The organism is Mycobacterium sp. GA-1841 (assembly GCF_001954135.1).
Classification (GTDB): domain Bacteria; phylum Actinomycetota; class Actinomycetes; order Mycobacteriales; family Mycobacteriaceae; genus Mycobacterium.
Genome location: NZ_MBEQ01000074.1, coordinates 1 through 25,364 on the forward strand (window position 1 = coordinate 1; position 25,364 = coordinate 25,364).

Here is a 25,364-nt window from a genome sequence, read left to right on the forward strand (position 1 = left end):
CCGTTGTCAAGGCCACCACCTTCTACGACGATCCCGACGTGTTGGCCAAGGTGTCGCGGGGTCTGGGCGAGGCCATGATCGGAATCAACGTCGAGGAGATCGCTGCACCGCACCGGCTCGCCGAACGCGGCTGGTAGCTACCGTTACCCGTATGGATCACCGCACCCTGCTGCTGATGCGCCACGCCAAGTCCGACTACCCCGATGAGGTGGCCGACCACGACCGGCCGCTGGCCGCGCGCGGCATCAGGGAGGCCGCGTTGGCCGGTGACTGGATCCGGGCCAACATCGCCGAAGTGGACGCAGTGTTGTGCTCGACGGCGACCCGGACCCGCCAGACCTTGGAACGCACGGGCATCGACGCACCCGTGCAGTACGCCGAGCGCATCTACGATGCCCGCCCGGGCACCGTGATCGACGAAATCAACGGGGTCGCGTCACGTTTCGGCACCGAGCCGGCGACGGTGTTGCTGATCGGGCATGAGCCGGCCATGTCGGCGGTCGCGCTCGGACTGGCCGACGGATCGAACCGCGGTGCAGCGGAGCGTATTTCGCTGAAGTTCCCGACCTCGGCGATCGCTGTGCTGCACGTCGACGGGCCATGGGACCGACTCGGGTTGGGCGGGGCACGTCTGGCCCGCTTCCACATCCCTCGCTGAGAGATACCCCGCTAAGAGTTGGTGGCCAGCGTCAGTTCCATCAGCTTGGTGGCCATCGGACAGGCATCGATGCCGGGTGCCTGTGGGTTGACCCACCAGCCCACCACGCCCGCCGCGTCACTGGCCACGCCGCACGCCCCGTTGAGCCCGTTGGGCTTCATGATGATCGAGTCGACGCCGGCGATGCGGCGTTGCTCGATCGCGTACTGCAGCTTCTCGGCGGTCTGACGTTCGTTGTCCAGGCTGCCCTGCTCGTACCAGAACCGGGTGATGTCGACCAGTCCACCCGGGTTGGCCGCCTGCCAGCGACACACCGCGCCGACGAATGTGCTCTGGATGTCCAGCGGGTCCGCGCCCACCGTCTTGGCCAGGATGTCGGTGGTCAGGACGTCGCATTCCTTGAGCAGGTTGGGGTAGGTCTTCTCGGAGTTGTTGTTGCTGGGGCCACCACCGGTGCCCTCCTTGGCCGCGGTCCCGTCGACCGTGCGCGAGCAACCCGTCAGCCCGCCGAACACAGCCAGCACCGCCATCAACCCGGCAACTCGACGCTGCGCGCTCATTTGGAATTCACAATCGACTGGCGGGTCAGCTCCTTGGCCACCCCGCACGGATCCGGATACGGCTTCTGGTCGAAGCTCACCGACCACTCGATGAAATCGTCGTCGAACTGGATTCCGATCTCACAGAGGTTGACGTCGCCGGCCTTGAGCGGGTTCTCCCCGATCGCGATGAAGCCGCCGTGTCCCTCGATGTTGATGTCCTCCACGCTGGTCCGCGACAGTTCCTCGGTCTTGCGTTCCCGGCCGATCGGGCTGCCCCGGAACCAGGTGAACGAGAAGTGCGGTCCCAGGATGCTGCCGCCCTGCAGCCACTGGCAACCCGAAGAGTTGACCGCGGTGTTGACCAGACCCTGGACCTCGGTCAACTGGGTCACCGTCTCGTCGGTCACGCCACCGCACTGAGGAAAGTGCGGGCCGTGTTTGATGTCGCCGCCGGCACTCGGTGACTCGGTCTGCGGAACCTGGGGGGACGCGGGCTCGTCGCTCGAGCACCCGGCGAACACCGGAACCATGGCCGCAGCCAGGACCGCCAAGGTTCTGGCGTGGGAAATTCGTGGCATGGTGGCCGTGCGGACAGTCACGCCATGCACTGTAGCGGCAGCATCTGAGCCTGATCGGGACATACCCACTGACCTGGCCTTTCATCGTGTCGACACGACAGCGGCTGCACACTCCGACGACATCGACGGGTGTGCGAGAGTTACCTGATGCTCAGGGCGCTGCTGCGACAGTACGTGCGGCCGTACCGGCGGCTGCTCGCTGTCGTCGCGACGCTGCAGGTGATCAGCACCCTGGCGTCGCTGTACCTGCCCACGGTCAACGCGGCGATCATCGACGACGGGGTGGCCAAAGGCGACACCCGACGCATCGTCGAACTCGGCGGGGTGATGCTGGCCGTGACCGGGTTGCAGGTGGTGTGCGCCATCGGGGCGGTGTTCTTCGGTTCGCGCGCGGCGATGGGCTTCGGCCGCGACCTGCGCTCGGCGATCTTCGGCCACGTCACCACCTTCTCGGCCGAGGAGACCGGCCGGTTCGGTGCGCCCTCGCTGTTGACCCGCACCACCAACGACGTCGGCCAGATCCAACAACTGCTGCAGATGACCGCCACGATCCTGATCACCGCCCCGATCATGTCGGTCGGCGGAATCCTGATGGCGCTGCACCAGGACGCCGGGCTGTCCTGGCTGCTGGGAGTCAGTGTGCCGGTGCTGGCGCTGGCCAACTACTGGATCATCAGACACCTGATGCCCATCTTCCGTCGCATGCAGCGGCTGATCGACGGGATCAACCGGGTACTGCGTGATCAACTGTCGGGGATCAGGGTGATCCGGGCGTTCGCCCGAGAACCCGTCGAACAAGCCCGGTTCGCCGAGGCCAACACGGCGCTGTCCACGACCGCTCTGGAAGCCGGACAATGGCAGGCCCTGATGCTTCCCGCCACCACACTGGTGATCAACGTCTCCAGCGTTGCGCTGATCTGGTTCGGGGGGCTTCGGATCGATGCGGGCCACATGCAGGTGGGCTCACTGATCGCGTTTCTGGCCTACTTCATGCAGATCCTGATGTCGGTGCTGATGGCCACGGTGCTGGCGGTGATGTTCCCGCGCGCGTCGGTGTGCGCCGAACGCATCGGCGGCGTGCTGACCACCCGACCCCGGATCACCGACCCGCTGTCGCCCGTGCGCCCGGACGCCCTCATCGGCGAGATCGTCTTCGACGACGCGTCATTCAGCTATCCCGGCGCCGATCGCCCGGTGCTGCAGCAGGTCTCGTTGCACGTGCGGCCCGGCACCACCACCGCCGTGGTGGGGTCGACAGGCTCGGGCAAATCCACGCTGCTCGCCATGATCTGCCGGTTCTATGACGTCACCGCCGGCGCGGTACGCATCGACGGTGTGGACGTCCGGGATCTCGAGCTGGAGCAGCTGTGGTCGGTGATCGGCCTGGTCCCCCAACGCGGGTATCTGTTCTCCGGGACCGTCGCCGAAAACCTGCGCTACGGCGCCGCGCCGGGGCAGGAGCTCACCGAAGCACAGATGTGGACCGCGTTGCGGATCGCGGCCGCCGACGACTTCGTGGCGGCCCACCCCGACGGGCTGGACCGCCCGGTGGCCCAGGGCGGCATCAATTTCTCCGGCGGGCAACGGCAACGACTCGCGATCGCGCGCGCGGTGATCCGCAGTCCCGCGATCTACCTGTTCGACGACGCGTTCTCGGCACTCGACGTACAGACCGACGCCCAGGTACGTGCTGCGCTGCGTGAGGTGTCGAGCGACGCCACCGTCGTCATCGTGGCACAACGCATCTCGACCGTGCTCGAGGCCGATCAGGTGGTCGTGCTCGAGGACGGTCGCATCGTCGGCGTCGGCACCCACGAGTCGCTTCTCGCCGACTGCCCCACGTACGCGGAGTTGGCGGCGTCGCAGGCCGTCACGGCCGGGGATCCGCGATGACCGGGCCCGTGCTGCGCCGGTCCGGCACCCCGGTGGCGCCGCCGGAACGCACCCGCGACTTCCGCGGTTCGGCCCTGCGGCTGGTGAAACGTCTGGTGCCGCAACGAGGTCTGGCCGCGGCCGTGGTGCTGCTCGGCGTGGCCGGTATCGCGATCGGCGTGATCGGGCCCCGGATCCTGGGACACGCAACGGATCTGCTGTTCAACGGCGTGATCGGGCGTGAGTTACCCGCGGGGCTGACCAAGGAGCAGGCGATCGCGGCGGCCCGGGCCCGTGGTGACACCACCTTCGCCGACCTGCTGTCCGGCATGGACGTGGTGCCCGGCCACGGTGTGGATTTCGCGGCGGTGGCCCGCACCCTGGCCCTCGCACTGGGTTTGTATCTGCTTGCCGCGGTGCTGGTCTGGCTGCAGGCCCGGTTGCTCAACGTGGCGGTGCAGCGGACCATGATCGCGTTGCGGTCGGAGGTCGAGGACAAGCTGCACCGTCTTCCGTTGTCCTATTTCGATTCCCGTCAACGCGGTGAGGTGCTCAGCCGGGTCACCAATGACATCGACAATGTTCAGGGCTCGGTGTCGATGTCCATCAGTCAGCTGTTGACCTCGGTGCTGACGGTGTTCGCGGTGTTGGTGATGATGTTGACCATCTCGCCGCTCTTGGCGTTGCTGACGGTCCTCACCGTGCCGCTGTCCCTGTGGGTGATCCGGTGGATCACCCGGCGTTCGCAGCCGCTGTTCGTCGCGCAGTGGCGCAACACGGGCCGGCTGGCGGCCCATATCGAAGAGACCTACAGCGGATTCACCATCGTCAAGACCTTCGGGCACCGTGCGGCCGCCCAACAGCGTTTCGACGAACTCAATGACGAGGTCTACCGCTCCAGCATCGGCGCGCAGTTCTTCTCGGGCCTGGTCGGCCCGTCGACGATGTTCATCGGCAATCTCAGCTATGTGGCCGTCGCGGTGGTGGGTGGACTACAGGTGGCGACAGGGCAGATCACGCTGGGCAGTATCCAGGCGTTCATCCAGTACGTGCGGCAGTTCAACCAGCCGTTGAGCCAGGTGGCCGGGATGTACAACACCTTGCAGTCCGGGATCGCCAGCGCGGAACGCGTCTTCGATCTGCTCGACACCGACGAGCAATCCCCCGAGCCGGCCGCGCCACTGGAGATCCGCTCCGGCCGGGTGGAATTCGACCGGGTGAGCTTCGGCTACCTGCCCGACACCCCGGTGATCGAGGACCTCTCGCTGGTGGCCGAACCGGGCAGCACGGTGGCGATCGTCGGACCGACCGGTGCCGGCAAGACCACGTGTGTGAACCTGCTGATGCGCTTCTACGACGTCGACTCCGGCCGGATCCTGATCGACGGCGTGGACATCTCGACGGTGAGCCGCCAATCACTGCGGTCTTCGATCGGCATGGTGCTGCAGGACACCTGGCTGTTCGGCGGCACGATCTACGACAACATCGCCTACGGCCGGCCTGACGCAACAGAAGACGAGGTGGTTCAGGCGGCCCGGGCGGCGTACGTGGACCGGTTCGTGCACACGCTGCCGGACGGTTACGCGACTCGCGTCGACGACGACGGCGGTGCGATCAGCGCCGGTGAGAAGCAGTTGATCACCATCGCCCGGGCGGTGCTGGCCCGGCCACGCGTGCTGGTGCTCGACGAGGCCACCAGCGCGGTGGACACCCGCACCGAGCTGCTCATCCAGCGGGCGATGGCCGAGCTGCGCCGGGACCGGACGAGTTTCATCATCGCCCACCGGCTTTCGACGATCCGGGATGCCGACCTGATCCTTGTGATGGACGCCGGCCGGATCATCGAACGCGGCAGCCACGAAGAGCTCATGACCCGCCATGGCCGGTATTGGGAGATGACGCGGGTTTAGTTCCCCAAAGCCGTTACAAATTGTAGTGTCGGTGTAATGACGACCAGTACCGTGCACACCTTCTGCCGGTACTGCCTGGCCTCGTGCGGCCTCGAGGTGACCGTCCAGGACAACCGGGCGATCAAGATCGCCGCCGACAAACTCAACCCACACACCTGGGGTGATTTCTGCGCGAAGGGTCGCACCGCCGCCCACGTGGTGGAGCATCCGCGGCGCATCCTGGCACCGATGCGCCGTGACGGCGACAAGTACGTCGAGGCGAGCTGGGACGAGGCGATCAGCGATATCGCCCGACGGATGAACCGCATCATCGACGACGGCGGACCGGACGCGGTGGCCGCCTATTACGGCAACCCGGCCGGGTACTCCTCGTCCAATCTGGTGTTCATGAACGCCTGGCTGGATGCGGTTGGCACGTACAACCGCTATGCGGTCGGATCGGTGGACCAGAACGCGTTGCACGTGGTCGCCGAGGCCATGTACGGCTCACCGCTGATGGTGCCGGTGTCCGACGTCGACAACTGTGATTACTTCCTGATCGTCGGCGCCAATCCCGCTGTCAGCGCCTGGAATTGGGTGGAGTCGGTACCGGGCGGCTGGCGCCGGGCGTTGGCCCGGCAGAAGCAGGGGGCCCGCATCGTCGTGGTGGACCCGCTGGCCACCGAGAGCGCGCAGGCCGCCGATCTGCATCTGTCGGTGCGACCGGGACAGGATTGGGCACTGCTGCTGGCCATGGTCAAGGTGATCCTCGACGAAGGGCGGGAACACCGCGCCGACTGTGCCGAGCTGGCCACCGGGGTGCGGCCCCTTCGGGTCCTGACCGCCGCCGCCGACCTCGACGACCTGGCCGCCCGCTGCGACATCGACCGAGCCACCATCGAACGCGTGGCCCGTGAATTCGCCTCGGCGCCACGGGCGATGGTCATCACCCGCACCGGCGTCTCGCTGCACGCCGCGGGCACGGTGGCCGAATGGCTGGGCCACGTGCTCAACCTCGTCACCGGGCGGTTGGATCGCCCGGGCGGGCGCCGCTTCGAGCCGGGTTACGTCGACACCCTGCGACTGGCCGGGCTGGCCGCCACCCGCCCGCACACCAGCCGGCTCGCCGGGCGGGAGCTGGTGGCCGGAGCACACGCACTGGCCGAGCTGCCTGACGAGATCACCACCCCGGGACACGGCCAGATCCGCGCGCTGGTGATCAACTCCGGCAACCCAGTGGTCTCCGGGCCGGACGGCGGCCGGCTCGATGCCGCGCTGGCTCAGCTGGATCTTCTGGTGGCCATCGACCTGGTGCAGCGCGAGAGCCACCGGCACGCACACTGGCTGCTGCCCGCGGTGCACTGGCTGGAACGTGACGATCTACTGGCCTTCACCAGCGGCATGCACGACGAGCCATATGTGCAGTACGGCGCGAGAGCCGTCGAACCGCCCGACGATGCACGCGAGGAGTGGCGGATCTTCACCGATCTGGCACTGGCCATGCGCCGTCCGTTGTTCGGCGCCAGGGGATTCAACGGGTTCGTCCGTGCCACCCGATGGCTGGCGGCACACACTCGGTGGCCGGGCCTGGAGTTCGGACCGCACTGGATGGACCGGCTGATCATCCTGGCCTCGCGAAAAGTCGACGGACACAAGCTGCGCTGGCGCGAGCTCAAGGCGCACCCACACGGTCTGGTGCTCGGGCCGCGGCGGTTCGGCCGGTTCCGCGATGCCTTGCGGACGCCGGACCGCAAGGTTCAGGCGGCGCCGGCACAGTTCCTGGCCCGCGCCCGAGAGTTGCTCGAGGCTGCGGCTCCTGTTGCCCCGGAGGGGTTTCCGTTCATACTGGGCAACCGGCGGCGGCGCCATTCGATGAATTCGTGGCTCAACGAAGTGCCGGGTCTGCATCCCGGCGGCAAGGACAACGAGCTGCTGATGCACCCCGAGGACGCTGCGGCCCTGGGCATCGCGGCGGGCGATCGGGTGCGGGTGTTCTCCCCGACCGGCCAGTTGGAGGTGCCAGCCACCCTCAGCGACCGGCCCCGCCGCGGCGTCGTCGTCCTCGACCATGGCTGGGGCTCAAGAGTATTCGACCCGCAGCACGGCGGCGCTCCGCAATCGTACGGCGTGAACCGCAACCTGCTGGCCGACCGCGAATCGATCGATCCGTTGTCGCAGACCTCCGCGTTGGGCTCGGTCTACGTCGGGGTCGAGCGGATCTAGACGCCGGGCCCTTCGGCACGCAGATCGTCGACGGCTTTCATGGCGTCGCGCAGCTTGTCCAGCCACTCCTCGGTGTGCTGACCGACCAGGCGCACCGACCACGCCAACGCGTCCGAGCGCGACCGGGCCACGCCGGCGTCGACGAGGGTGTCGAGCACCAGCCGTTCGGGTTGCCTGAGCCGGGTCATCACCGGTACGGCGATGTGGGTGAAGAGAATTCGCTCGGTGCCGGTCTCACCGTCGCTCACTTCCACGCCCCAGGACACCTTGCGATCGAAACGCCCCTGCGCCTCGTCGGCGATGCGCATGCGCTCACCACGCGTCTCTTCCCGGAACCGCGCGGCCCGCCCAGACGCCCGGGCAGCGGTCTCGGAACCCTGCGCATCGGGAAGTCGGCCGATGACGGTGATCTCTTCACGGTCGACGATCACGGTCGGGTCGTCGGCGAACCAGGCATCGGGCAACCGGCCCGCGAACCATTCGGCGGCCTCGTCCGCGGACCGGCGATGGTGTTGATGTTTTGTCATGATTACATGATTACACCGTTACAACGCAGCTGGGACGGCGTTCACCACCGGCGAACCCCAAATTTTGGCTTGGCGGTTCAGTTGCGCTTGAGCAGCAGCGCGGCACCACCGGCCAGCACCAGCGCGACCAGCAGCAGCCCGGCCCAACCCGGGCCCGCGATCCACCACACGGCGCCCAGCGCGACGATCGCCGGCGACACCGCGAACAGCACCATGCCGGGGTGCTGCCTCAAGACCGCGAGAGCGCCCTGGGCACGGATCGGGTCGATTTCCTTTGCCATGACACCAAGAATGCCAGGGCATATCGGGTTGCCACTAGGGTCGATCCCCGAAACCCGATCCGAGGAGTGATTGTGAACGGACCCACCCCGCCCGGCTGGTTGCCCGATCCCGAAGGCCGCTACGAATACCGATGGTGGGACGGGCAAGCCTGGACCGACCAGGTGTCTCATCAAGGACAACCCGGCCGGGCACCGCTCGGCGGCCAACCGCAACAGGCGCAAGCCCACGCCCAAGCGCAGGGCGATGGATTCGCCGGAATCAGCGGGGATCTCGTCGACGGTCGGTTCAGCGAGAAAGAGGCGACCCCGATCGCCAATCAGAACAAGAAGATGCTGCGCGTCCGTCTGGGTGAACCGTTCATGGCCCGCCAGGGCTCCATGGTGGCCTATCAGGGCAACGTCGACTTCGCCTTCGAGGGCGGCGGCGCGTCGAAGTTCATCAAGAAGGCCCTCACCGGCGAAGGATTGCCGTTGATGCGCTGCCAGGGCTCCGGCGACGTGTTCCTCGCCGATCAGGGTTTCGACGTGCACCTGTTGCAGCTGTCCAACTCCGGTCTGTCGGTCAGCGGCAAGAACGTGCTGGCGTTCTCGTCAAGTCTGGACTGGAACATCGAGCGGGTCCGCGGCGGCAGTATCGCCACCGGCGGCCTGTTCAACACCACCCTGCGCGGCAACGGATGGGTGGCGTTGACCACCGACGGCCCGCCGGTGGTACTCGACGCCTCCGAAGCCCCGACCTTTGCCGACACCAATGCCGTGGTGGCCTGGTCGGCTCATCTACAGACACAACTCAAGACCAGTTTCAAGGCAGGCGCGCTGATCGGCCGGGGCTCTGGCGAAGCGCTGCAGGTTGCATTCCACGGCAACGGCTTTGTGATCGTGCAGCCGTCGGAGGGCGTCACGGTCCCGATGCAGTGAGTGACGCGCTCGGCGCCAGCCTCCCACCGTCCCGCATCAACGCGTAGAGCGCGACCGCGGACACCAGACCGATCGCCGTGAGGCCCAGCCACACCAGTTCGGCCAGGCCCGCGGCGCGCGCCGCACCGATCAACGAGCCGGTGGCCACGTTGCCCACCAGGATCCCGATGCCGACGACGGTGTTGTAGAAGCCGTAGTGGGTGGCGACCAGCCGATCGCCCGAAAGGGCGACAACGGTGTCCATCTCGAACGGGAACACCGCGGCCGAACCGAGGGCCAGCAACGCCGACGAACCGATGAGGGCGGCCACCGCCGTGGCGGTGCCGAATCGGTCCCCGTCGGGCGCCACGGCCATCGGTACGAAGGCCGCCGCCAGCACCAGCACACCGACCACCAGGCTGCGACGCGGCCCCCAGCGATCCGCGAACCACCGCGTGATGCGGAGCTGACCGCCCACGGCGATCAGACCTGACGTCACGAACACGGCTGCCACCAACACGGTTTCGTCGCCCGGCCGTAGCGACGCCGCTTGCAGCGGTAGCGCCAGATACACCTGGAAGGACAACACGTAGGACCCGATCATCGCCACCGCGAACAACACGAACCCACGGTTGGCGATGACGCTTCGCCAGTCGTCGAGAACCGAACTACGCTCAGCCGCGGGCTCGGCCCGATGTCGCGGCAACGCCAGCAACTGTGCCACGGTCAGCACCGCGAAGACCCCGGCGGCCACCGCCGCCGTGACCCGGAAATCGACGGCCAACAACGCCATTCCCACCACTGGGCCCAGCAGGATCCCGGCCTGGTAGAACACGTTGAACGTGGCGAAGGCCTCGACACGCCGGTCACCGGCATCCGCGGCCAGATACGCTCGGACGGCGGGATTGAACAGCGCCCCGGCGAAACCCGTTGCCGCCGAGGCGATGAGCATCGCCGGAAGGGAGTCCGCCACGACCAGCAGGCCGAAGCCGGCGGTGCGCAGAAGGCAGCCGGCGACGATCAGTGGCTTGTAACCGAGCCGATCGGCCAGGGTGCCGCCGACGATGAACATGCCCTGCTGCGAGAAATTCCTGACGCCCAGCACCAAGCCCACTGCCCACGCCGCCAGGCCCAGTGGCCCGGCCAGATAGCCGGCCAGATACGGCATCAGCATGTAGAAGCCGAGGTTGATGCCGAACTGGTTGACCATCAACAGCCGGCTGGGCATGTCGAAGCTGCGGAATTGCGTGATGAGGCCGCTCATCCGGCGACCGCCATCGGATCGGCGATGTCCTCGCAACGGGTCCACGACTGCACCACCCGATCGCCGGGGTGCCTGATGGTCTCGGGTTCTTCGACCGGACGGTGATCGAGCAGGCCGAGCGCACGGCAGTAATCGTCGTTGTACACGGTGTCGAAGTACCGCTGCGGACCGTCGGGGAACACCGCGGCGATGGTGGTGCCCGCGGGATGATTGCGCGCCGCCCAGCCCGCAACCAGACCGACCGCGCCGACGCTCCAACCCCCGCTCGCGTAGTACGTCGACGCCAGTGTCCGGGCCGCCCACACCGCGTCGCCCGGCGCGACCCAGTGCACCTCGTCGAACGCGCCGTAGTCCACGTTACGGGGGTAGATACTCGAACCCAAGCCCCGCATGACGCGGCTGGCGGCAGGTTGTCCGAAGATTGTCGAGCCGATGGTGTCCACGCCGATCAACCGCATTTTCGGGTTGAACTCACGCAGCACCCGGGCCACGCCCGCGGAATGGCCGCCGGTCCCGACCGAGCAGACCAGCACGCCGACGTGACCGATCTGGGCGTTGAGTTCCAGCGCCAGCGGCCGGTAGGCCTCGACGTTGTCGGGATTGTTGTACTGGTCGGGATACCAGGCGTTGTCGTTGGTCGCGAGCAGTTCGCCGACCCGATCCCGGCGGGCCTGCTGCCAGCCACCGGTCGGATGCGGTTCGGTGACGGTGGAAACCTCGGCGCCGTATGCAGCCAGCATGCGGGCGATGATGGGCTCCAGACCCGGATCGGTCACCAGGGTCACCGGGTGGTGGTACACAGTTGCCGCGAAGGCCAGGCCCAACCCCAATGTGCCACTGGTCGATTCGATGATTCGTCCGCCCGGCCGCAGATCACCTCTGGCCCGGGCCCGCTCCACCATGTGCATGGCGGGGCGGTCTTTCATGCCCCCGGGGTTGAATCCTTCGAGTTTGGCCCAGAACCCGCGGCCGTCATCGGTGAACGGCGCGGAAACCCAGAGGGCCGGAGTGTGGCCGACCATGGTGTTGGGTCCACGGTTCTGGCGTAGCAGGTGGAAAGAACGGGCGGCAAGGACATGGTTCATGGATCCGTCGTTTCTGTATCCAGCCGTGTGGACACACGGCAACTGATGTGGGCAGCGTTGGGACGACAGCGCTTTGGACGCGCTTGGCCCCACACCGCCGATCAGCGGCGCGCGATACAGATCCGAAGCAGAAGTTCTCGACCGGCGACGAGGATGCCGTGACGGTCCGGGGGCCCGCGCTGGGAGCGCACCACGACGGCGCAGCCCCACATCACCGCACCGCCGACGAGGAATGCGACCCATGACAACGCGGCCGCCGTGGCCGTGGTGCGCGGCAACACCGCCGCGGTGAAACCATCCGGAACGTGCGGAACGGAACCCTTACCGACGTGCGCGTGGTCCAGCGTCATCATGTCGCTGCCGGTACCGATCGCGGCAGACAGCGCATGCGGCAGATGTACCGGGTGATCGTGGCTCGATTCCTGCCACTGCCCGGCGAGAACTGCCGCCCACAGGGCGATCGCCGTCAGGGCCGCCAGTCGTTTCATCGGAAACGCCGCAGCCGCAGACTGTTACTGACCACGAACACCGACGAGAACGCCATGGCGGCACCGGCCAGCATCGGGTTGAGCAGGCCGGCCGCGGCCAACGGCAACGCGGCCACGTTGTAACCGAACGCCCAGAACAGGTTGCCCTTGATGGTGGACAACGTGCGGCGCGAGAGTCGGATGGCGTCGGCGGCGGTGCGCAGGTCACCGCGCACCAGGGTCAGATCGCTTGCCTGGATCGCGACATCGGTGCCGGTTCCCATGGCCAGACCGAGATCGGCCTGGGCCAGTGCGGCGGCGTCGTTGACACCGTCACCGACCATCGCCACCACGCGGCCCTCGGCCTGAAGCCGCTTGATCACGCCAACCTTGTCCTGCGGCAGCACCTCGGCATAAACCTCTTGCACACCAACCTGTTCGGCGATCGCCTGAGCTGCGGCCTCGTTGTCGCCGGTCAGCATGATCGGATCGAGATCGAGCGCGCGTAGTTGTCGGATCGCTTCTTTCGATGTGGGCTTGACCGCATCGGCGACCACCAGCACGGCGCGCGCCTGTCCGTCCCACCCCACGGCGATCGCGGTACGGCCCTGGTTCTGCGCCTCACGCATCGCGGTGTCCAGATCCACCGGCAGCTGCTGCCCCCAATCGGCCAGCAGCGCAGGGCGACCCACCACCAGGGCGTGACCGTCGACGACACCCTGCACTCCGAGTCCCGCCACGTTGGCAAAACCCTCGACCGAGGGCAGCTCGCCCACCTTGGCGCGGGCACCGTCGGCGATAGCCTTGGCGATCGGGTGTTCGGAGCCGTCCTCGACGGCGCCGGCCAACCGCAGCGCCTCGGCGGGATCCTCGCCCGGCGCCGCGATCACGTCCAGCAGCGTCATCGCCCCGGTGGTCACCGTCCCGGTCTTGTCGAGCACCACGGTGTCCACCCGCCGGGTGGATTCCAGCACCTCGGGCCCCTTGATCAGGATGCCCAACTGGGCGCCGCGGCCGGTGCCGACCAGCAGTGCCGTCGGCGTGGCCAGACCCAAGGCACACGGGCAGGCGATGATCAGCACTGCCACCGCGGCGGTGAAGGCGGCGGCCACCGATCCACCGGTCCCCAGCCAGAAGCCGAGCGTGCCCACAGCCAGAGCGATCACGATGGGCACGAAGACCGCCGAGACCTTGTCGGCCAGACGCTGCGCCTGCGCCTTGCCGGACTGCGCGTCCTCGACCAGGCGGGCCATCTGTGCAAGTTGCGTATCGGAGCCGATCCGGCCGGCCCGTACCACGAGGCGGCCACCGACGTTCACTGTGGCTCCGACCACCGCATCGCCCGGACCGACTTCCACCGGCACCGATTCACCGGTCAGCATGGACGCGTCCACGGCCGACGAACCGTCGATCACCTCTCCGTCGGTGGCGATCTTCTCACCGGGACGCACCACGAACTCGTCGCCGACAGCCAGAGCGTCCACGGGAATACGTTGTTCTACACCGTCTTTCAGGACTGCGACATCTTTGGCGCCCAACTCGAGCAAAGCTCGCAGCGCCGCGCCGGCGCGTCGCTTCGACCGCGCCTCGAAGTACCGACCCGCCAAGATGAACGTGGTGACGCCCGCGGCGACCTCAAGGTAGATATTGCCCGCCCCGTCGGTCTGCGAGATCGCCAGCGAGAACGGATGTGTCATCCCCGGCATTCCCGCAGTGCCCCAGAACAGCGCGTAGAGCGACCAACCGAACGCTGCGATGGTGCCCATCGAGATCAGCGTGTCCATGGTGGCGGCGCCGTGCCGCAGGTTGGCCCAGGCGGCCTGGTGAAACGGCAGCGCACCCCAGACCACGACCGGCGCCGCCAAGGTGAGCGACAGCCACTGCCAGTTGGTGAACTGCAGCGCCGGGACCATCGCCATGGCCACCACCGGAATGGTCAGTGCGGCCGAGACGAACAGCCTGGTGCGCAGTGCAGCGGTCGGATCGTCCTCAACGCGAACTTCGGTCGCTTCGGCGGCCGGCAGGTGCGCGGTGTAACCCACGGTTTCGACCGCCTCGATCAGTTGATCGGGTGTCACCTCGCCGGCGATGTCAACCCTGGCCTTCTCGGTCGCGTAGTTGACGGTCGCGGTGACTCCGTCGAGCTTGTTGAGCGTGCGCTCGATCCGGGCGGCGCACGAGGCACACGTCATTCCACCGATCTCAAGTTCGACGTGTCCGGTGGCGGTGGTCATGGTGCCCCCTCAACAGTGAATTCGGCAGTGTGCACCGCATCGCGATGCTTGAAATCCAGAAACAGCCGGTATGCGCCGGCGCTCGGAAGCGTGGTGTGGAACGCGATTTGCGGTCCCGACGGGGTGGCCGGATCAGCCGCGTCACTCATCGGATGAACGTGCAGATAGGCCAGGTCCGAGGCGCGCACGGCGACCAGATGCCCGTAGGCGCCCAGGTACGGCTGCAGATCGGTGACCGGCTTGCCGTCCCGGCTCACCGACAACACCACCTCCGACTCCTGTCCGGCCTTGGCCACACCCGCAAGCGTGACGGTGTACCCGTCGACGGTCGCGGTGGCGGCCGGCGCCGGGAGCGGTTGCGGCTCATACCTGCCCGCCACGGTCATATCGGCGCCCAACGTGACCGGATCACCTTCGGCCGGAACGAAATCCGCGAAGACCCGGTAATCGCCGGGTTTGGTCAGGTCGAGTGGAACGCTCCAGGTGCCCGAGTCGTCGAGCACCGGATGGACGTGTTGATAGTCGGCCAGGTCGTGCCGCACCACGATCAGATGCAGCAGTTCTTCGTGGCTCTCGACGTAATCGGTCAACGGTGCGCCGTTGGCGTCGGCGATGCGAAACCGCAGTGGTACCGCAGCGCCGGACGCCAACTCGGCGTCGTCGAGTCGCAGCGTGTATCCAGCGTCGTGGCCTGCGTCGTGGCCCGCGTCATGGCCGGCGTGGCTTTCCGCGGGCGCGCCGCCGGGCATCACTGCGGCGCCCAGCCCGAAGGACACGGCGAACACCACGAGCAGTCCCACGACGAACCCGATCAGCTTCTGCGGCGTACTCATGACGGACTTCCCGCTACCCCACGACGGCGTAACCGGCCTCGACGACCGCATCGTTGATCGCGGCCGGATCGAGGCGAGTGTCACTACCGATGGTCACCAGACCCGTGGACAGGTCGACCTCGACCGTCTGCACACCCGCAAGGGCGCCCACCTCCTCACGCACCGACGTGGCACAGTGCCCGCAGGTCATGCCGGTCACGGTGACGGTCTGAGTGGTCATGCGTTTCCTCCTCGAACGAACCTTGCTTGTCGCCTCATACTATACCCCCCTAGGGTATTTCCAACGTGGGCTCCCCCACACCTCCTGCACCATGACTCCTGCACTATGGGCAGATGGAGCACATCGCAGGCGGCTACCGAGCCTTGGTCGTCGACGACGAAGCCGCACTCGCCGAGGTCGTCGCCAGCTATCTCACCCGCGAACACTTCGACGTCACCCTCGCCCACGACGGGTCCGAGGCCGTCCGGCTGGCCCGCGAGGTCGATCCCGACGTGGTGGTCCTCGATCTCGGTCTACCCGGAATCGACGGCGTGGAAGCCTGCCGTCAACTGCGCACCTTTTCCGACGCCTACGTGGTGATGCTCACCGCGCGCGACACCGAGGTGGACACCATCGTCGGCCTGGCAGTGGGGGCCGACGACTACATGACCAAACCGTTCAGCCCCCGCGAGCTCGTCGCCCGGATCCGCGCGATGCTGCGCCGACCGCGCGTCTCCGGTCCGGCCGCGACCGGGGGCCGGACGTTCGGCGCGCTGCACATCGACGTCGACGGACGCCAGGTGTTCGTCGACGACGAGCCGATCATGCTGACCCGTACCGAGTTCGACGTGCTGGCAGCCCTCTCCGCCCGCCCCGGTGTTGCCCTGAGCCGTCGACAGATCCTCGAATCCGTCTGGGAGCCAACCTATGTGGGCAACGAACACCTCGTCGATGTCCATATCGGTCACCTGCGCCGAAAACTCGGCGACGACCCGACCGATCCGCGATACGTGATGACAGTGCGCGGGGTCGGATACCGCATGGGCACCGGACGAAAGACCCGACGTTGAGCGCCGGCCTGCGGACCCGACTGCTCTCGGCCCAGGCGCTGGTGTTGGTCGCCGGCGCCGGAACCACCGGCCTCGTCGCCGCCGTCGTCGGCCCGCCGCTGTTCCGCGAACATCTGCACCGCGCCGGAGTATCCGGCGACTCGGCCGAGCAGATGCACGCCGAAGAGGCCTACGTCTACGCCACCGTGATCTCGATCGGTGTCGCGCTGTGCGTCGCAACGCTGGTCGCCCTCGTCGTCACCTGGTACGTCGGCCGCCGCCTGCAACGGTCGCTGACCGCGGTCACCCGGGCCGCTACCGCCATCGCCGACGGTCACTACGACTCCCGGGTACCACCTGCCCATCTCGGTGACGATTTCGATTCCCTGGCAAGGTCTTTCAATCAGATGGCGGGGCAACTGGAAGCCGTCGATGTCGGCCGGCGCAGGCTGTTCAGCGACCTGGCTCACGAAATCCGCACTCCGATCTCGGTGCTGGAGGCGTACTTCGAGGCGATCGAGGACGGAGTGCGGACCCTCGATCCCGAGACCGTCTCGATGTTGCGTCACCAGACCCACCGACTGGTCCGGTTCGCCGGCGATGCGGCCGCCCTGGCTCAGGCCGAGGAAAGCCCGGCCACGATCACCCCGGCCCCGGTCCAGGTCTCCGAGGTGGTGTCCGCCGCGGTGGCGGCGGCCCATGACCGGTTCGACGACAAGGGTGTGACGCTGCACCGACAGGTGCCCGAGGAGCTGCCGCCGCTGTGGGCCGATCCGCACCGGCTGGCCCAGATCCTGGGCAACCTGCTCGACAACGCACTGCGCCACACCCCCACGGGGGGCCGGGTGACCATCGATGCCCACGCCGGCGTCGACACGGTCACGCTGAGGGTGACCGACACCGGCGACGGCATCCCTGCCGAACACCTACCCCATGTCTTCGAGCGGTTCTACCGGGCCGACACCGCCCGCGACCGCGACCATGGCGGCGCGGGCATCGGGCTCGCGATCGTTCAGGCCCTGGTCGAGGCCCACCGCGGCCAGATCGACGTGACGAGCCGGCCCGGCGCACTGACAACGTTCACCATCACCCTGCCGACCGCTTAGAGCCTCACAGCGCAGCCAACTTCTGGTGCATGCTGTCGATCTCCTGCTGCTGGGTGCTCACGATGGTGTGCGCCAACTCGACCGCAGCCGGATCTTTGCCATCGCGGATCTCATCCTCGGCCATGGTGATCGCCCCCTCGTGGTGAGCGATCATGTGCGTCAGGAACAGCTTGGCCGCCTCGACGCCCTGCGCCTCACGCAACGCCGTCATATCGGCCTCCGAGACCATGCCCTGCATGTGCGCCATGTCGCCGTGGTCCATCGGCGGCATCGGCGGGTTGCCCCACTGCGTCAACCAGCCCTGCATCTGCGCGATCTCCGGTGCCTGAGCATTCTTGATCTGCGTGGCCAGATCCCTCACCTGCGCATCGATGTCGGGCTTGGCCAGCAGCACGTCGCTCATCTCGACCGCCTGCTGATGATGCGGAATCATGTGCTGGGCGAACATGACATCAGCATCGTTATGGGCGGCGGCAGGCGGCTGCGAGCCGGCCACCGAGGACGAGGTCGTGGGGGTCGCCCCCTGACCGGCGGTCCCGTCGGCACTTTCATTGCCACAACCGGCGACCAGGGCGGCCGCCACTGCCGCGCCGGCGCTCAGCATCATCAGTTTGGACATCGGTACGCGCTTCCTTTCGTCGTCGGGCGCTCGTCACGCCCTCCCTCACCGAGCCTGCCCATGATCACTGTGGTTGCTCTAGTCCTTCGATGAAGATTCGATAAAGCCCGACGCGCGGGCCGAGAGCCCACCACCTCGTCAACGTATACCGCACGTCGACGACGACCGGATCGGCATCTCCACCAATCCCGGCACCACTCACTGTATTTGGCGTCGCATCTGAATTGAAGACCGACGACATGGCGTATACATGCCAGGGTGTGCCGAGACATCCATGGGCTGGACCCGCTAGTGGGCGACGCTCCCCGCGTGCTCATCCTGGGCAACATGCCCAGCGTGATGTCCCTGGCCGGCGGCGAGTACTACGGCAACCCGCGCAACGCATTCTGGCGGATCACCGGTTCGCTCTTCGGGTTTGATCCCGACGCCCCGTACCCGCTGCGGGTACGCGCACTGGGCGAGCATGCGATCGCCGTCTGGGACGTGCTACGAAGTTGTCGTCGAGTGGGCAGTCTGGACTCGGCGGTGGACCGGGACAGCATGGTGTCCAACGACTTTCTCTCCTTCTTCGGTGCGCACCCGACGCTCGAACGGGTGGTGTTCAACGGCGCAGCGGCCGAGGTGAACTACCGTCGACTGCTCGGCCCTACCCCACTGCCGAGCGTACGGTTGCCCTCGACCAGCCCGGCGCAGACCATGCGTTACGAGGACAAACTCGAGGCGTGGCGCCGGGGGCTCACGGGATAGTCCTTGCTCGGCCCCTGTCTTTGACCGTTGCTGCGTTCTATCCTCGGTGCAGCAGGTTCTCCGATGGCCGGGGGCTTCAGATGACGGCAACTGCGATATGCCGGGCATGCGGCACGGAGCCGCGGGCAGGTGCCCGGTACTGCGACGCGTGCGGCGCACCCGTCACGCCCTCCCCCGGCGCCGAGTACAAGCAGGTCACCGTCCTGTTCGCCGACGTCGTGCGGTCCATGGACCTCGCGTCGACCCTGGGCGCCGAACGGCTCCGCGAGATCATGACCGACCTGTTCAACCGCTCCGCCGCGGTGGTCCGCCGCTATGGCGGCACCGTGGACAAGTTCACCGGCGACGGCATCATGGCGATCTTCGGAGCGCCGGTCGCCTTGGAAGACCACGCTTTCAGAGCGTGTCTGGCCGCCTTGGAGATTCATCAGCAGACCGCGCAGCTGGCCATTCAGGTCAAGGCCCGAGATGGCCTGGACCTGCGATTGCGGGCCGGGTTGAGTTCCGGCCAGGTGATCACCGGCGAAGTCGGCACCGACACGATGAGTTACACCGCCATCGGCGAGCACGTCGGGATGGCGCAACGCATGGAGTCCGTCGCGCCGCCCGGCGGAGTGATGCTCACCGAATCGACGGCACATCTCGTCAAAGACACCATGCGGCTGGGCGAACCCGAGATGGTGCAGGTCAAAGGCGCGGATCAGCCGATCCGGGCCCGGCGCCTACTGGAGATGAACACCACCCACAACCTGCTGAACGTCGGTGAGTCGACGCTGGTCGGGCGTGGCTGGGAGTTGTCCGCAGTCGAAGGCATCCTGGAGCGTTCGATAGACGGGCACGGCAGCATCATCCTGCTGGCCGGCGGCCCCGGCCTCGGCAAGAGCCGGCTGGTGAGTGAGCTCGCGGCGAAGGCCGTCGCCCGAGGTGTGCCGGTGCACTCGACATTCTGCGAGTCACATACCAGCGAGATCCCGTTCCATGCCATCGCGGGCCTGCTGCGAGCCGGCTTCGGCGTGGCCGACCTGGACCGTCAGTCAGCACGCGCGAAAGTGCGAGCCCAGGTACCCGACGACGACCCGCAGAACCTGACGCTGCTCGACGACTTACTCGGCATCTCCGAACCCGATGTGGAATTGCCGACCATCGACCCCGACGCGCGCCGCAGGCGGCTCACCACCCTGGTCAATGCGGCCTCACTGGCCCGGACCACACCGGCGGTGTACGTCGTCGAAGATGCCCACTGGATCGACGGCGTCAGCGAGTCGATGCTGTACGACTTCCTGTCGGTCACCCCGCAGACTCCGTCGCTCGTCGTGATCACCTACCGGCCCGAATACCACGGCGCACTGTCACAGGTCCACGCTGCACAGACGATAGTGCTTGCGCCGTTGGATGATTCAGAGATTTCAGCATTGATCAGCGAGCTGCTCGGTACCGGTGACGGGGTTGAGGCTCTTGCCGAAACCATCAACCGGCGCGCTGCCGGCAACCCGTTCTTCGCCCTGGAGATCGTGCGCGACCTCGCCGAACGCGGTCTGCTGAAAGGCGAGCGGGGCGCCTACGTGCTGGGTGAACGACAGGAACGGGTGAGTGTCCCGGCCACCCTGCAGGCCACCATCGCCGCACGCATCGACCGGCTCGACCCATCGGCCAAACGAACGTTGAGCGCCGCCGCCGTCATCGGATCCCGGTTCGACGCCGGCCTGTTGGCCTGCCTCGACACCGAGCCGGCGTTCGAGGAACTGATCGAGGCCGACCTGATCGACCAGGTGCAGTACACGCCGTACGCGGAATACGCCTTCCGCCATCCGATGGTCCGAACCGTCGCCTACGAGTCACAACTCAAGTCCGACCGCACCGAGCTTCATCGACGTCTGGCCGAGGCGATCGCGACCCGCGAACCCGCACTGGCCGACGAGAATGCGGCGTTGATCGCCGAACATCTGGAGGCCGCAGGCGATCTGCATGCGGCGTACGACTGGCACATGCGGGCGGGAGCGTGGGCACATGCCCGCGATGTCGCCGCGGCGCAAGTGTGTTGGGAACGGGCGCGTCAGATTGCGGATCGGTTGCCCACCGACGATCCTGACCGGCCGGCGATGAGAATCGCTCCGCGTACGCTGGTCTGCGGCAACGGTTTCCGGAGCGAGGTGAGCGTCTCCGGGACCCGATTCGAGGAACTGCGCGAGCTGTGCGAGGCCGCCGGGGACAAAGCGTCCCTGGCAATCGGCATGGCCGGCCTGACCGGAGAGCTCATGTTGCATGGCCGGGTCCGCGACGCCTCACAGCAGGTTTCCGAGCACATGACCCTGATCGAGTCCATCGGTGATCCCGCGCTCACCGTCGGGTTGTCGGCGTCGCCGATCTCGCTCAAGATCGAGAGCGGTGAAATGGGCGAGGTACTGCGCTGGTCCCAGATGGCGATCGATCTGGCCGACGGCGACCCCACCAAAGGGAACTTCATCGTGGGCTCACCACTGGTGGTCGCCTTCGCGGGTCGAAGCATCGCCAAATGGGCTCTGGGCCTTGAGGGTTGGCGCGCGGACCGCGACCACGCGCTGGCGATGGCCCGCACCACCGACAGATTCACCCACGCACTGGTCATCACGTGGACCTACTTCACCACGGTGTCCTCCGGCGTGCTGCTCGCCAGTGACGAGGCACTGGCGGACATCGATGAGGCATTACAGACCACCGAGGGAGCCGGCGACGAGATCGCGCTGGGTCTCGCCCGACTGACCATGGGATACGCCCTGTTGAACCGTGACTCCCCGGCGGACCGCGAACGGGGTCTGACGATCCTCGGCCAGGTCCGGCAGACGTGCCTCAACGGACGGTTCTATCTGTCCGAACTGGCCGGCATCGACATCTACACCGCGCGAGAACGGGCCAGGCGCGGCGACCGCACCGGCGCCATCCGCGTCTTGCGCCAGGCGATCGACGACCTGTTCCACAGCGGACAGCTTGCGTACAACATCTTGGCCACGGGAATCCTCGCCGAGACCCTGCTGGACCGAGGTGGGGCAGGCGATGTAGCCGAGGCCGAGGCCGCAATCACCCGATTGGCCTCGGTTCCGGCCGACGACGGCCTCGTCCTGCGCGACATCACGCTGCTGAGGGTCCGTGCGCTCATCGCACATGCCAAAGGCGAGGACGCGCCCTACCGGGCCCTGCGCGATCAGTACCGCCAGCTGGCGACCCGCCTCGGCTTCGAAGGGCACATGGCACTGGCCGCGGCGCTGCCGTGATCCGAGAAATGCCTGCGCGTGTCCGTGCGATGTGGCATACTCGAACATGTGTTCGATATCGATTCTGCGGCGGAGCTGATCGACAAGATCAGCGCAGCCGCTCGCGCGGAATCGATGGCGATCGCCGCCCGCCTGGCCGCGATCGGCGCATTGGACACCCAACGCGAAATTGAGCTGGCCGACACCATTTTCTGGCGCACCGACCCCTTCGAAGAGGTGGCCGCCGAAATCTCGGCCGCCCTACGCATCAGCCGCCGTCGCGCCGGCACCGAGATCCACCACGCCCGGGTCCTGCGCGACAAACTGCCCCAAGTCGCCGCTCGCTTCGCTGCCGGGGACATCGACTACCGGGTGGTGCGCGCCCTGATCTCGCGCACCGACAACGTCGACACCTCCGTGTGGGCAGTGTTGGACACTGAACTGGCCACTCGCGCGCATCGCTGGATGCGCCTGTCGGAACGACAACTACGCGACCGGATCGACCAATGGGTGATCAAACTCGACCCCAACGGGCAGCGGGTCCCGCCCAACCTCAACGAGGACGGGTTCGTCCAGATCGAACCCGCCAGCCCGGGCAGGGCGTCGGTGTGGGCCAACCTCGACGCCGCCGACGGCACCGCCCTAGATCAACGCCTCGACGCCCTGGCCCGCACCGTATGTGCCCAGGATCCGCGCACCCACGATCAACGTCGGGCCGATGCCTGCGGACCATTGGCCCGGATGGAAGCCCAGCTGCCGTGCCGCTGCGGGCTACCCGACTGCCCCGCCACCACGAATCGTGCCGCCGCCGACGCCGCGATGGTTCATGTGCTGGCCGACCGATCCACTGTCGAGGGCACCTCCGACAATCCGGGGTATCTGCGCGGGTATGGCATCGTGCCCGCCGAGACGGTGCGCGATCTGGCCGCCACCGCCACCGTCAAACCGGTGCACGTGCCCACCGGGTCGAGTGACTCCGACACGGCCGCCAGCGAGCCCGGATACCGCCCCTCGGTGGCACTCGCAGAGTTCATCCGGTGGCGGGACCTGACGTGTCGGTTCCCTGGTTGCAACGCCCCCGCGCAGCGTTGCGACATCGACCACACCGTGCCCTATCCCGGCGGGCCCACACATCCGTCGAACACCAAACTCTATTGCCGTGCACATCATTTGGTGAAAACTTTCTGCCCTGGCTGGGCCGACCGTCAATCATCCGACGGCACCGTCGAAGTCAGCACACCCACCGGCCACATCTACACCACCGAACCCCACGGTGCGGCCATGTTCCCCACCCTGGCCGAGCCCACCGGGGACCTGACGATCCCCGAACCCGAACCCAAGACACCCCAGGCCAACCCGCACCGCGGCATGAAAATGCCCAAACGCAGCCACACCCGCGAACAAGAACGCCAAGAACGCATCGCCGAAGAACGCCACCTGCGCGCCGAAATCAACAACGCCCTCGACGTCGAACGCCAATACCAAATCTGGCTCACCGAAAACTACGGACCACCACCCCCGTTCTGAACGGCGTATTCCCCCGGTGTGCATCCCAGCATGGACCGGAAGTCCTTCGTGAAATGCGCCTGGTCATACCAGCCGAGTCGCACTGCGAGATCGGCGAAATCGAGGTCGGGTGCACGTTCGATCTCCAGTGCCGCCTGTTGTAAGCGATAGCGGCACAGCACCCACTTCACTGTCACCCCGACGTAGCGCTGGAACACCCGCTGCGTGGTCCGCGTGCTCCACGGTGAAAGCTCCATGACCTGCTCGACCCGGTGCAGTGATCCGTCCGCGCTCATGCGCTCGCACAGAGGACGCAGCGCACGATAGGTATCGTCCACGGGCTCGGTGGTAGCGCTGATCATGGCTTCCAAGCCGGCATGCGCGGCGGCCGCACTCTCCCCACTCTCACCGAGAACCACAGGCGCACCGGCCAATTCAGTCACGGGAACCACGCGTCCGGTCATCGCCGCGGCGTCCCCGCCGAAGCGAGCGGTGAAACCACCGGGGCGAAATCGGGCCCCTACCACAACACCGCGCCCGCGGATGGTGATCCGGAAAACCTTCGGCACCACCCCATGTAGCAAGGTGCACGGCAACCGATGACCATGGCGCACACCGTCGTCGCCCCACTCGCGGGTCAGATGCATGGCCGGAAAGGTGATCACGGCGCTCTCGAACGGACCTGCCGCCCGGCGGTCCCAACTCACCGACCAGAAGTGCTCGACGAACCGACCGGCCTCGTCCGACGGCGTCCAACGGTGCAGGTCGAATGCCGTGACGGTGCCGGCACGACCCACCACTCCCCGCTCTGGCGCGTTTTTACAAGCCGGCATGCAGGACAGCCTACGAAACTGGTCGATATGAGTGTCGCACCGATTCCCGAGGGCTATACCAGTCTGACCCCGTTCATCTGCGTCGACGGAGCTGCCGAGGCAATCACCTTCTACCAGAACGTCTTCGGCGCCCGCGTGGTCGAACGGATGGACGGACCCGACGGCACCGTCGCACACGCCGAACTCGACTTCGGGAACGGCCGGCTGCAGCTCGGCGACCCGCAGGAGGCGTATCAGATCGCCGCGCCTGAACCAGGGGCGGCCGCAACCTATTCGATCGGGTTGTACTGCCCGGATGTCGATGACGTGGTGGCCCGCGCCGAGAAGGCGGGCGCGACCATCCGCGAGCCTGCGCAGACGTTCGTCACCGGTGACCGGTTTGCCTCGATCGTCGACCCGTTCGGCCGACGCTGGACGGTGATGACCCGCGTCGAAAACCTCTCGGCACAAGAACGGGAACGCCGCGTCGCCGAATGGGCGAGCACCGCCGGCGGTTAACGTGGCGGGATGTCTTGCGTGTTCTGTGCCATCGTCGCCGGCGAGGCCCCGGCAATCCGGATCTACGAGGACGACGATTACCTGGGCATTCTCGACATCCGGCCGTTCACCCGCGGACACACCCTGGTCATCCCCAAGCAGCACATGGTCGATCTGACGGACACCCCGGCGGACACCGTGGCCGCGATGGCCCGCATCGGACAGCGCATCGCCCGTGCCGCGCGCCGGTCCGGCCTGCACGCCGACGGCAACAACATCGTGATCAACGACGGCAAGGCCGCCTTCCAGAGCGTGTTCCACATCCACCTGCACGTGGTGCCGCGTCAGACGGGCGACAAGCTGTCCTTCGTCAAGGGCCTGATGGTGCGTCGTGACCCCGACCGTGAGGAATCGGGGCGGCTGCTACGTGCGGCATTGGCAGAACTCGACGCGTCCGAGCACGATTGAAC

24 protein-coding genes and 1 pseudogene are annotated in these 25,364 nt (G+C 67.0%); 13 read left to right on the plus strand and 12 right to left on the minus strand.

The genetic code is table 11. The annotated features are described in order from the left end of the window. A pseudogene (locus A5740_RS28470) lies at window positions 1–137 on the plus strand (pyridoxal 5'-phosphate synthase lyase subunit PdxS); the annotation flags it as partial. Window positions 138–151: 14 nt separating this feature from the next. Next, window positions 152–658, plus strand: a complete 507-nt coding sequence (locus A5740_RS18375) for a histidine phosphatase family protein (RefSeq protein ID WP_076196308.1) — start codon at window positions 152–154, stop codon at window positions 656–658. An 11-nt stretch (window positions 659–669) separates the two neighbouring features. Here A5740_RS18375 and A5740_RS18380 read toward each other — a convergent pair whose 3' ends face one another. Both A5740_RS18380 and A5740_RS18385 read right to left on the minus strand, forming a co-directional pair. Continuing rightward, window positions 670–1,218 (minus strand): DUF3558 domain-containing protein, encoded by a 549-nt coding sequence (locus tag A5740_RS18380; protein WP_076196310.1) that lies wholly within the window; start codon window positions 1,216–1,218, stop codon window positions 670–672. Continuing rightward, complete coding sequence (locus A5740_RS18385) at window positions 1,215–1,778, minus strand: DUF3558 domain-containing protein (protein WP_076196385.1); 564 nt, start codon at window positions 1,776–1,778, stop codon at window positions 1,215–1,217. The genes A5740_RS18380 and A5740_RS18385 overlap by 4 nt, the downstream gene beginning before the upstream one ends. A gap of 147 nt (window positions 1,779–1,925) precedes the next feature. Between A5740_RS18385 and A5740_RS18390 the strand changes: the two genes are divergently transcribed. From A5740_RS18390 to A5740_RS18400, 3 genes are read left to right on the plus strand one after another with little or no spacing between them, the layout of a single operon-like run. Beyond that, a complete protein-coding gene (locus tag A5740_RS18390; RefSeq protein WP_076196387.1) occupies window positions 1,926–3,671 on the plus strand; it encodes an ABC transporter ATP-binding protein in 1,746 nt (581 codons plus the stop codon). Continuing rightward, the gene (locus A5740_RS18395) at window positions 3,668–5,560 is read left to right on the plus strand and encodes an ABC transporter ATP-binding protein (protein WP_076196312.1); all 1,893 of its coding nucleotides are present in this window, start codon (window positions 3,668–3,670) and stop codon (window positions 5,558–5,560) included. The genes A5740_RS18390 and A5740_RS18395 overlap by 4 nt, the downstream gene beginning before the upstream one ends. Window positions 5,561–5,596: 36 nt before the next feature. Continuing rightward, on the plus strand, window positions 5,597–7,762 hold the full coding sequence (locus A5740_RS18400; protein WP_076196314.1) for a molybdopterin-dependent oxidoreductase: 2,166 nt from the start codon (window positions 5,597–5,599) through the stop codon (window positions 7,760–7,762). On the opposite strand, the gene A5740_RS18405 is transcribed toward A5740_RS18400, so the two are convergent. Together A5740_RS18405 and A5740_RS18410 are read right to left on the minus strand one after the other, a co-directional pair. Continuing rightward, on the minus strand, window positions 7,759–8,289 hold the full coding sequence (locus A5740_RS18405; protein WP_076196316.1) for a hypothetical protein: 531 nt from the start codon (window positions 8,287–8,289) through the stop codon (window positions 7,759–7,761). The two genes, A5740_RS18400 and A5740_RS18405, sit on opposite strands and share 4 nt — an antisense overlap. Before the next feature lie 77 nt (window positions 8,290–8,366). After that, a complete protein-coding gene (locus A5740_RS18410) occupies window positions 8,367–8,570 on the minus strand; it encodes a hypothetical protein (RefSeq protein WP_067769251.1) in 204 nt (67 codons plus the stop codon). 72 nt (window positions 8,571–8,642) lie between these two features. Here A5740_RS18410 and A5740_RS18415 point away from each other — a divergent pair, with 72 nt between their 5' ends. Continuing rightward, the gene (locus tag A5740_RS18415) at window positions 8,643–9,488 is read left to right on the plus strand and encodes an AIM24 family protein (protein ID WP_076196389.1); all 846 of its coding nucleotides are present in this window, start codon (window positions 8,643–8,645) and stop codon (window positions 9,486–9,488) included. Here A5740_RS18415 and A5740_RS18420 read toward each other — a convergent pair. The 6 genes from A5740_RS18420 to A5740_RS18445 all read right to left on the minus strand — a co-directional run bounded on the left by A5740_RS18420 (window position 9,469) and on the right by A5740_RS18445 (window position 15,570). Beyond that, window positions 9,469–10,731 carry an MFS transporter gene (locus tag A5740_RS18420; RefSeq protein ID WP_076196318.1) on the minus strand — a complete coding sequence of 421 codons (1,263 nt, stop codon included), beginning with the start codon at window positions 10,729–10,731 and terminating at the stop codon, window positions 9,469–9,471. The genes A5740_RS18415 and A5740_RS18420 overlap by 20 nt on opposite strands. Beyond that, complete coding sequence (locus A5740_RS18425) at window positions 10,728–11,816, minus strand: PLP-dependent cysteine synthase family protein (RefSeq protein WP_076196320.1); 1,089 nt, start codon at window positions 11,814–11,816, stop codon at window positions 10,728–10,730. The genes A5740_RS18420 and A5740_RS18425 overlap by 4 nt, the downstream gene beginning before the upstream one ends. 101 nt (window positions 11,817–11,917) lie before the next feature. After that, window positions 11,918–12,304, minus strand: a complete 387-nt coding sequence (locus A5740_RS18430; protein WP_076196322.1) for a hypothetical protein — start codon at window positions 12,302–12,304, stop codon at window positions 11,918–11,920. Beyond that, window positions 12,301–14,517, minus strand: a complete 2,217-nt coding sequence (locus A5740_RS18435) for a cation-translocating P-type ATPase (protein ID WP_076196324.1) — start codon at window positions 14,515–14,517, stop codon at window positions 12,301–12,303. Before A5740_RS18435 ends, A5740_RS18430 begins: the two co-directional genes overlap by 4 nt. Next, on the minus strand, window positions 14,514–15,350 hold the full coding sequence (locus A5740_RS18440) for a hypothetical protein (RefSeq protein WP_076196326.1): 837 nt from the start codon (window positions 15,348–15,350) through the stop codon (window positions 14,514–14,516). The genes A5740_RS18435 and A5740_RS18440 overlap by 4 nt, the downstream gene beginning before the upstream one ends. A gap of 13 nt (window positions 15,351–15,363) precedes the next feature. Continuing rightward, window positions 15,364–15,570, minus strand: a complete 207-nt coding sequence (locus A5740_RS18445) for a heavy-metal-associated domain-containing protein (protein ID WP_076196328.1) — start codon at window positions 15,568–15,570, stop codon at window positions 15,364–15,366. Between the two features lie 113 nt (window positions 15,571–15,683). Between A5740_RS18445 and A5740_RS18450 the strand changes: the two genes are divergently transcribed. Next, window positions 15,684–16,400 carry a response regulator transcription factor gene (locus A5740_RS18450; RefSeq protein WP_076196330.1) on the plus strand — a complete coding sequence of 239 codons (717 nt, stop codon included), beginning with the start codon at window positions 15,684–15,686 and terminating at the stop codon, window positions 16,398–16,400. After that, on the plus strand, window positions 16,397–17,485 hold the full coding sequence (locus A5740_RS18455; protein ID WP_076196332.1) for an ATP-binding protein: 1,089 nt from the start codon (window positions 16,397–16,399) through the stop codon (window positions 17,483–17,485). The genes A5740_RS18450 and A5740_RS18455 overlap by 4 nt, the downstream gene beginning before the upstream one ends. Before the next feature lie 4 nt (window positions 17,486–17,489). On the opposite strand, the gene A5740_RS18460 is transcribed toward A5740_RS18455, so the two are convergent. Continuing rightward, the gene (locus A5740_RS18460; RefSeq protein ID WP_076196334.1) at window positions 17,490–18,104 is read right to left on the minus strand and encodes a DUF305 domain-containing protein; all 615 of its coding nucleotides are present in this window, start codon (window positions 18,102–18,104) and stop codon (window positions 17,490–17,492) included. Window positions 18,105–18,374: 270 nt separating this feature from the next. On the opposite strand from A5740_RS18460, the gene A5740_RS18465 reads away from it, so the two are divergent. From A5740_RS18465 to A5740_RS18475, 3 genes are all read left to right on the plus strand, one after another. Further along, window positions 18,375–18,851: a DNA-deoxyinosine glycosylase gene (locus A5740_RS18465; RefSeq protein ID WP_083654247.1), complete on the plus strand. Its 477-nt coding sequence runs from the start codon at window positions 18,375–18,377 to the stop codon at window positions 18,849–18,851. An 80-nt stretch (window positions 18,852–18,931) separates the two neighbouring features. Then, window positions 18,932–22,099: an adenylate/guanylate cyclase domain-containing protein gene (locus A5740_RS18470; RefSeq protein WP_076196338.1), complete on the plus strand. Its 3,168-nt coding sequence runs from the start codon at window positions 18,932–18,934 to the stop codon at window positions 22,097–22,099. A 48-nt stretch (window positions 22,100–22,147) separates the two neighbouring features. Next, entirely contained in the window at window positions 22,148–23,605 is a 1,458-nt protein-coding gene (locus A5740_RS18475) for an HNH endonuclease signature motif containing protein (RefSeq protein WP_139335211.1), read from the plus strand. Here the strand turns inward: A5740_RS18475 and A5740_RS18480 are convergent. Beyond that, window positions 23,581–24,417, minus strand: a complete 837-nt coding sequence (locus A5740_RS18480) for a helix-turn-helix domain-containing protein (protein ID WP_076196340.1) — start codon at window positions 24,415–24,417, stop codon at window positions 23,581–23,583. The two genes, A5740_RS18475 and A5740_RS18480, sit on opposite strands and share 25 nt — an antisense overlap. A gap of 27 nt (window positions 24,418–24,444) precedes the next feature. On the opposite strand from A5740_RS18480, the gene A5740_RS18485 reads away from it, so the two are divergent. After that, on the plus strand, window positions 24,445–24,915 hold the full coding sequence (locus A5740_RS18485; protein WP_076196342.1) for a glyoxalase/bleomycin resistance/extradiol dioxygenase family protein: 471 nt from the start codon (window positions 24,445–24,447) through the stop codon (window positions 24,913–24,915). Window positions 24,916–24,924: 9 nt separating this feature from the next. Next, the gene (locus A5740_RS18490) at window positions 24,925–25,362 is read left to right on the plus strand and encodes an HIT family protein (protein ID WP_076196344.1); all 438 of its coding nucleotides are present in this window, start codon (window positions 24,925–24,927) and stop codon (window positions 25,360–25,362) included. Window positions 25,363–25,364 lie beyond the last annotated feature (2 nt).

Bases quoted from the DNA above. Each gene is read 5' to 3' on its own strand.
- A5740_RS18385 (WP_076196385.1), bottom strand. From the start codon at position 1,778: ATGCCACGAATTTCCCACGCCAGAACCTTGGCGGTCCTGGCTGCGGCC.
- A5740_RS18400 (WP_076196314.1), top strand. From the start codon at position 5,597: ATGACGACCAGTACCGTGCACACCTTCTGCCGGTACTGCCTGGCCTCG.
- A5740_RS18405 (WP_076196316.1), bottom strand. From the start codon at position 8,289: ATGACAAAACATCAACACCATCGCCGGTCCGCGGACGAGGCCGCCGAA.
- A5740_RS18390 (WP_076196387.1), top strand. From the start codon at position 1,926: ATGCTCAGGGCGCTGCTGCGACAGTACGTGCGGCCGTACCGGCGGCTG.
- A5740_RS18490 (WP_076196344.1), top strand. From the start codon at position 24,925: ATGTCTTGCGTGTTCTGTGCCATCGTCGCCGGCGAGGCCCCGGCAATC.
- A5740_RS18380 (WP_076196310.1), bottom strand. From the start codon at position 1,218: ATGAGCGCGCAGCGTCGAGTTGCCGGGTTGATGGCGGTGCTGGCTGTG.
- A5740_RS18375 (WP_076196308.1), top strand. From the start codon at position 152: ATGGATCACCGCACCCTGCTGCTGATGCGCCACGCCAAGTCCGACTAC.
- A5740_RS18410 (WP_067769251.1), bottom strand. From the start codon at position 8,570: ATGGCAAAGGAAATCGACCCGATCCGTGCCCAGGGCGCTCTCGCGGTC.
- A5740_RS18445 (WP_076196328.1), bottom strand. From the start codon at position 15,570: ATGACCACTCAGACCGTCACCGTGACCGGCATGACCTGCGGGCACTGT.
- A5740_RS18480 (WP_076196340.1), bottom strand. From the start codon at position 24,417: ATGCCGGCTTGTAAAAACGCGCCAGAGCGGGGAGTGGTGGGTCGTGCC.
- A5740_RS18450 (WP_076196330.1), top strand. From the start codon at position 15,684: ATGGAGCACATCGCAGGCGGCTACCGAGCCTTGGTCGTCGACGACGAA.
- A5740_RS18460 (WP_076196334.1), bottom strand. From the start codon at position 18,104: ATGTCCAAACTGATGATGCTGAGCGCCGGCGCGGCAGTGGCGGCCGCC.
- A5740_RS18485 (WP_076196342.1), top strand. From the start codon at position 24,445: ATGAGTGTCGCACCGATTCCCGAGGGCTATACCAGTCTGACCCCGTTC.
- A5740_RS18435 (WP_076196324.1), bottom strand. From the start codon at position 14,517: ATGACCACCGCCACCGGACACGTCGAACTTGAGATCGGTGGAATGACG.
- A5740_RS18425 (WP_076196320.1), bottom strand. From the start codon at position 11,816: ATGAACCATGTCCTTGCCGCCCGTTCTTTCCACCTGCTACGCCAGAAC.
- A5740_RS18470 (WP_076196338.1), top strand. From the start codon at position 18,932: ATGACGGCAACTGCGATATGCCGGGCATGCGGCACGGAGCCGCGGGCA.
- A5740_RS18440 (WP_076196326.1), bottom strand. From the start codon at position 15,350: ATGAGTACGCCGCAGAAGCTGATCGGGTTCGTCGTGGGACTGCTCGTG.
- A5740_RS18395 (WP_076196312.1), top strand. From the start codon at position 3,668: ATGACCGGGCCCGTGCTGCGCCGGTCCGGCACCCCGGTGGCGCCGCCG.
- A5740_RS18420 (WP_076196318.1), bottom strand. From the start codon at position 10,731: ATGAGCGGCCTCATCACGCAATTCCGCAGCTTCGACATGCCCAGCCGG.
- A5740_RS18430 (WP_076196322.1), bottom strand. From the start codon at position 12,304: ATGAAACGACTGGCGGCCCTGACGGCGATCGCCCTGTGGGCGGCAGTT.